The 6,597-nt window shown below is 61.8% G+C and carries 5 protein-coding genes and 1 pseudogene; all 6 read right to left on the reverse strand.

The window, feature by feature from the left end; genetic code table 11:
• Positions 1-132 (reverse strand): annotated as a pseudogene (locus ABD906_RS10195) (IS3 family transposase); the annotation flags it as partial.
• Between the two features lie 346 nt (positions 133-478).
• Positions 479-1,834 (reverse strand): esterase-like activity of phytase family protein, encoded by a 1,356-nt coding sequence (locus ABD906_RS10200; RefSeq protein WP_345099303.1) that lies wholly within the window; start codon positions 1,832-1,834, stop codon positions 479-481.
• A 98-nt stretch (positions 1,835-1,932) separates the two neighbouring features.
• Complete coding sequence (locus ABD906_RS10205) at positions 1,933-3,096, reverse strand: ABC transporter permease (protein WP_345099304.1); 1,164 nt, start codon at positions 3,094-3,096, stop codon at positions 1,933-1,935.
• A gap of 2 nt (positions 3,097-3,098) precedes the next feature.
• Complete coding sequence (locus tag ABD906_RS10210; RefSeq protein WP_345099305.1) at positions 3,099-3,704, reverse strand: ABC transporter ATP-binding protein; 606 nt, start codon at positions 3,702-3,704, stop codon at positions 3,099-3,101.
• 59 nt (positions 3,705-3,763) lie between these two features.
• Entirely contained in the window at positions 3,764-4,204 is a 441-nt protein-coding gene (locus ABD906_RS10215; RefSeq protein ID WP_345099306.1) for a hypothetical protein, read from the reverse strand.
• 59 nt (positions 4,205-4,263) lie between these two features.
• A complete protein-coding gene (locus ABD906_RS10220) occupies positions 4,264-6,015 on the reverse strand; it encodes an alkaline phosphatase (protein WP_345099307.1) in 1,752 nt (583 codons plus the stop codon).
• Between the last annotated feature and the right edge of the window lie 582 nt (positions 6,016-6,597).

Genomic DNA, 6,597 nt, shown 5'->3' on the forward strand with positions numbered 1-6,597 from the left:
CCGGTAGAACGTCAGTTCGGAAACGCCGATCTGGCGAACGGCATCCGCCATCGCCATGCCTTGGCCGCGCAAAACCTCAACCTGCCGAAGCTTCGTGACAATCTCTTCCGGCTTCGGTCGCTTGTTGGCCATTCTCGATCCTCCGTTTCCTAATCATAACGGCGGACCACTTCACTGGGGGAGGATCACCCTTCATACGGAATTTCCGAGTAGCCGCCTGGGTTCGCATGATGGCGCCGCAGATGCTGCTCGGCGAAGTGTAGCGTCCGGAAAGGACCGTATGTCGTCGCATACTCGGTCCAGCCCCAGGTGTTCTTCGGAAAATGGTAGTCCTCGAGCGTGTATTACCACTCGCGCTTGTCGCGCAGTGGAACTGACCCGGCATCCTGGGTTGGTTGAATGAATGCTGGTTGATCGAGTGCCGGTTCCTGGCGATGATAGGCGGCACTTGCCGCCTGCCAGCATTTTCGCCGGACGCCTATTCCGCGGCCAGGAAATCGGCGACCTCGAGCAGGATGAACTCGTTATTCGCTGCCTTGCCGATCTCGCGCCCACCCGAGAAAGGCAGGTTATTGTCATTGGCGACGAGGATGTGCCTGTCATCCACTTTCATTACATTCTCGATCGTGAGGAAGGGGAAGGCGAACTTGCCGCTCTCTTCTGCGCCGATCACCGCCTTCGCCTCAGGATCATCGATGTTCATCAGGTCGATATGACCGATGCGCCGCAGAAAACCCTCATCATCGGTGGCTCCGGTGTCGATGAGGACAATGCGTTTCACCTTCGCCGGGTTTGGATAGCAGGAAGTGGCGTCCGTGCCGGTGCAGGCAAGAGCGGGGTCGCCTTCGCCATTATCGCGCTCGATGACCAGCGCGCGGCGTTCATCGATGAAATTGAAATCGCCGATCGCAGCAGCGCCTTCACCCAGCCGGAAGCGGAAGCTGGCGCCCGTCCACTCGCCCTTCTTAGGGTCGAAGGTCATGACACGCAGGAAATCGCCTTCCGGCTCGCCATTTTCACCTAGGATCGGTTTTTCCAGCATGGCCCAGAGCAGGTTTGTGTCCGGCTGCAGGGCCATGCCTTCATAGCCGCCGGAGCGCTGCACCTGGAAGTCCTTGCCGGGAGTAGCCGGGACAGTGATGCGAGGCGTATCCGGACCCTTCAGCACCTTGCCATTGAGCTTTGTCTCGTATACGGCGAGGACGCGGCCCTCATCGGTAGCGCGGATCAGGAAGGGGCCGAATTCGTCACCAATCCAGATCTCGCCATCGACAAGCTGGATGCTCTCCGGATCGAAGTCGGCGCCGGTCAGGTAGCGGGAGTCCGTGCCTTCATAGGCAATGCGGAACGGGACCTTATGGTCCGGATCATGCAGGAAGATGGTGTCGAGGCGTTCGACCGTGCCATGCTCGAAATCCGGCTTCATCCGATGGAAGAAGAGGAGCGCGTCAGGGCTGTTGACCTTGTTGCCGAAACCATTGTCGGTGAGAACGTAGATGCTTCCATCTTCGGCCCGGTTCATGGCAAAGCCGGAAAGACCCTGCACGGGCTGGCCGAGGAAGGGCAGCGCAAGGCCGGTCGGGTGATTGCCATATGCGGCTCCGACATCGCCCGGAACCGACATGACTTCGTGATTGCGCGTCGAACCGGTGAACTTGCCCGAGATCATGGCATCGCGCGGCGCATCGGCAGGCGGGGCAACCAGCGTGAAGGCGGGCAGGAAAGCATGCCCGGCAAGCTTCGCCGGATAGATTTCTTCCGCCGATGCAGGAAGGGCGAGCGCGGCGAGCGCGACGCCGGCGGTCAGGGCCTTGCGGATCAGGGTATTGAACATGAATCGCTCCTTGGCTTCATTGCAGATGCAGGGCATTGCTAGCCGCTGGACGTAACAGCCGTGTCTCGGCTGCATGACGGAGAGATGACAGGACAGATTCAGGCGCGCAGGGCTTCGGCGGGCGACTGACGGCAGCCGGCCCAGGCGGGCAGCAGGGTGGCCAGCGCGGCAATGAGAAAGGTCGCCGCAAGTCCCAGCAGATCCTCGCGCCGGAATTCGACGGGCAGGCTGATCCCTGCGGTATTCGAAAGATGATCCGAGATGAATTCAGCGGCGAAATAGCCGAGCCCGTGGCCGAACAGGACGCCCGCGCCGAGCACCAGCGTCACCTCGGTCCAGACAATGGCGAAGATGATCGGCCTCGACGCTCCGAATGCCCGCAATGCCCCGATCTGCCGCCGGCGCTGCAGGACATGGACAGCAACGATCATCAGGATCGCGGCGCCGACGATAATCTGCGTGCCGATGGACATTGCGACGAGAATGCCGCGCACATCGCCGAGCGTTCCATAGAGCCGGGTCAGGACCTCGCCGGGAAAGACGGCCAGCGTCTCGTCGGTCCGGTATTCCTGGCGCAATTGATAAGCGTCCGCAATCGTCCCCGGCTTGACAATGATCGCAGGTAAACCATGAGGCCCATCGCCATGCTCATTTCCTTCGTCATGGTGCACATGGGTCTCCCAGACTGATTCGATGGGCACAAGGATCGCCCGGTCCCATGCCGTGCCGGTTGGCGCAAGGCGGCCCTCGATCCGGTAGAGCACGTCCTCATGCACCGCGCTGGCCTGGCCGGGGCTACCATGATTGGGCTGGAAGGTCGTGCCGAGTGGATACGTGACTGCTGATCCGGCAATCGCAGAATGAGGTCTCTCAAACCCCTTGCCTTCGCCAAGCCCACCGAGCATGGCGATTGCCTCGGGCAGCGTGCCGACTACGGGAAAGGGCCCGACTGAATCGCCGAAACCGACGGGCACAGCCATTGCCACACGCGGATCTGCCTGCAGTCGCGCCAATATGTCGTCCTTCAGCAGCGGAAGCGGCGCCGGCTGCAGGAATATGCTGGACAGGACGAGCTGCGTTTCGCTGCCCGGCGCGCCGATTACGAGATCAAATGGCGCCGCAGCGCGCGCGCTGCCTAGACGGAGCGCACGTTCTTCGAGGATCACGGCAACGCTCAACGCAGTGGAAAGCGCAACCAACAGGGCAAGGGCGGCGGCGCCGATCCAGTTCCGGCGCAGATCGGCGAGAATGAACTCCAACATGCTCAGGAGACCAGTTCGCCATTTTCGAGGCGCAACACCTTGTCCATGCGGCGGATGAGCCGTTCATCATGCGTCGCGGCCAGGATCGTCGCGCCGCTATCTGCGGTCAGTTCGGTGAGCAATTCGGCTACCGCTTCACCGGATCCGGCATCGAGACTAGCGGTCGGCTCGTCGGCAATGATGATCTTCGGATTGCCGACCAGGGCGCGCGCCACCGCGACACGCTGCATCTGTCCGCGCGACAATGTTTCCACCGGCTGCTCCGGTCGCTCGATGCCGGTGCGGCGCAACAGTTCCAGTGCCCGCCTGCGCGGTGCCTCACGCAGACCGAAACGGGCAAGCCGCTGCGGCAGCAGCACATTGGCCTCGGCGCTCATTCCGGGAAACAGGTGGAAATCCTGCATGACAAGGCCGACATTGCGTGCGCGCCACTGGTCGCGCCGTCGTTCAGAAAGTTTGCTCAACTCGGTATCTCCCCATTTTACAGATCCGGTGCTCGGCCGGTCCATGCCGGTGATCATGTGGATGAAGGTGGACTTGCCCGAGCCTGAGGGTCCGGCAAGAGCGATGCGCATGCCGGGCTCCAGCGTCAGGCGGTCGATCTGCAAGGCAGGCTGCGCAAGACCGGGATAGCGGACTTCCAGCCCGCAGATCTCAAGCTTCAGCATCACGCCCGCCGGAAGCTCGCATCAGAAATTCGCAGCAGGCTGACGAAGCCCGTTTCCGGATCAGTCCAGGAGCCGGCTTCCAGACGCCCGGTCACTTCGATCGGCCCGTTTGCCTGCTCGAAGGTCTGCGCCCGGCGCAGATAGACGACGACAATATCGTCCGGCCAGTCGGCATCGGAGGCGCAGAAGGGACAGATCGACACCGGCACTTGGGTCAACACGAAGAAATCTGCTTCCGCCTTGAGCGGTGGCGCCATGAAACCCTGCATGGAAACGATCTCGCCCTTGAGCGCCTCGATCTTGTCGGAGAAGCGAAGGCCAAGCACGCCGAACTCGGCATAGAGCTCATCAAAGGCGAGCGAAGGGCGAGCCAGGGCGGGCCGAGCGTGAAGGAAGATCAAGCTCCCCATCAGGACAAGGCTCTGGCGGCGGTTCAGCATGATCCTGCTCCCAGGTAGAAGCGGGAGACCGGATGCCGGTCCCCCGCGGGTTGGCTACGCTAGTTGGTATGGCGGACGCCAAGGGCGAGCGCTTCTGCGATGACGCGGTAGACATCGCTCTGCTCCATATAGCCCTTGAAGCGCTCGGCACCGGGGCCGGAAGCCTGCAGCACGACATCATCGACCGCATGGACGCCCGTATCGCCGCTCGTCGGGATATTGCCCTTGACCAGCACGGCGCCGGGCTCATCCTTGTAGGCTTCATTGGCGACATATCTGCCATTCTCGTCGCGGATCGCCGGAACGAAGGGGCCATCCAGCTTCGGCCGGAAAGTCTCGTAATGGTCCGGGCCATTATTGGCGGCCATGAAGAGACGGCGGGAGACATCGACGCGATCGGGATAGCCATCTCCATCGGCATCCTCATAGTTGGGGAAGCCGGCGGCGGCATAGGTGCCGACCTTTTCGCGCATTTCGTCGCCCTCTTTCTCGTCATCGATCGTGCCGATGATCGAGACGCCATGAGTGTGGTCGCCCGTGACGATGATCAGTGTGTCCGGATTGTTCTCGGCAAATTCCCGCGCCACGCCGACCGCGTGATCGAACTCGATCGTGTCGATGACGGCACGCTCCCAGTCGAGCGGATGGGACATCTTGTCGACATTGGCCGCTTCGACGACCAGCACGAAGCCTTCTTCATTCCGGGACAGGACATCCAGCGCCGCGCGGGTCATGTCGACGAGGCCCGGCTGATCCGGGAACTTGTCGACCGTGCCTTTCTTCAGGAATTGCCGGTCGAGCGTCGTGTCCATGTTGCCGGTGTGGAAGAGGCCGAGCAGCAGGCCGCTATTGCTGCCGGTGGCAGTTGCCAGTTCCGTTCCGCTGGTTGCCAGCGCATAACCTGCCTCGCGATAGAGCGAGACATGATCGACATCATCCTTGCGCTTGGAGCCGGGCGTGGACTGCGGCAGGAAATAGGCTGAACCGCCGCCGAGGATCACTTCCGGACGCAGTTCGAAGATCTGGCTGTTGATCTCGGCCTTGTCGGCACGACGGCGCGTGTGAGCAAATACTGCGGCGGGCGTTGCATCCTGCAGCTCGGAATTGCTGACGACGCCGATTGCCTTGCCGGTCTGGCGGCGCAGCGCTTCGGCCAGTGTCTCGACGCGGGGATCGTCGAGCGAATCCTCGGTCCGGTCGGCATAGACGCCAAGCGCATTGACCGCTGTCTTGTGCCCGGACATGTAGGCCGACATGGTGTTGGCGCTATCCGTGGCGATAGAGTTCGTCGAGGATGTTCCAATGAATGCCATATGGTCGAGCTCGTCCATGTTGAGGCGGCCATTGGCCTTTCCTTCCGTCATGCCCTTCGACATGATCCGCGCCGCGGTGCGATGTGCAACCGAGAGGCCGTCGGCAATGAGGAAGATGACGTTCCTTGCAACGGGCGTGTCCGGCGTGTCGTAGACTTCCCACGTCACCGACTTCGCCTCATCTCCGGCCCGAGCGACAACGGTATAGGTTCCGGGTTCGTCGATACGGATGCCATTGATACGGATGGCCGACGCCTCGACGCCTTCCTCCTTCTCGATGAACCGGGGATCCTGGCCAAGCACTTCTGCCGCAGGGCGGCCGTTGATGGTCAGTTCGATTTCACTTTCCGCAACCACATTGTCGAATTCGACCTTCAGGTCAAAGGGGGACGAGACGAGGATGGTGGCGCGGTCGATCGGATAGATGGTCGCGGCATGGGCCAAGGTCATGCTGAACAGGGCTGTGGTCGCCGCGAGCAGGGGCAGAATTCTGCGCATCGTCGATTCTCCTTGAACGATGTGAACGATGCTGCAGTAGCCGCATTGGGCAACAAAGCAGTGACAGGGAGATGACAGTATTGTTGCAGCGAACGGCGCCGGCTGAATCGAAACTGAGTTTTGGTCATTGCCGAAACCCTGCAGGAGACGTCCGGAATGGCCGGTCTCACCTTGAGCAAAGGTCGCCTGACCCTCGCGGAGCTGGAGAGACACTAGTCGTCACGCAGGAGAGTGATCCGGCAGGATGGGCGCATAGGATGCCGCCCACTTGCGATGCCCCAACCGATCCGGATGCCCGACGCTCGGTTTTCCTAGGACTTCGAGTTTTCAGCAGAGCATCGGGATCCGCCGATCCGGATCGTTGGGAATCGGTGGCTCCCATTCGCGCCAAGGTGCTTGGTTCCTGTCCCCGGCATGGAATCGGTGCTGCCCGTCCGATCCGGAGTGGAGCGGAGAGCCCGAAGTCCGCTGCACCCGGTGATCGGCCCCCACGGACGGGTCCAATTTGATTGTTAGTGCAATGATGGTGGTGGCGCCAGCGCGGGCGGCATCGCTGGTTGGGGTTGCAGGGCCGCCCGCGCG

This window comes from Chelativorans composti (assembly GCF_039541695.1).
Classification (GTDB): domain Bacteria; phylum Pseudomonadota; class Alphaproteobacteria; order Rhizobiales; family Rhizobiaceae; genus Chelativorans; species Chelativorans composti.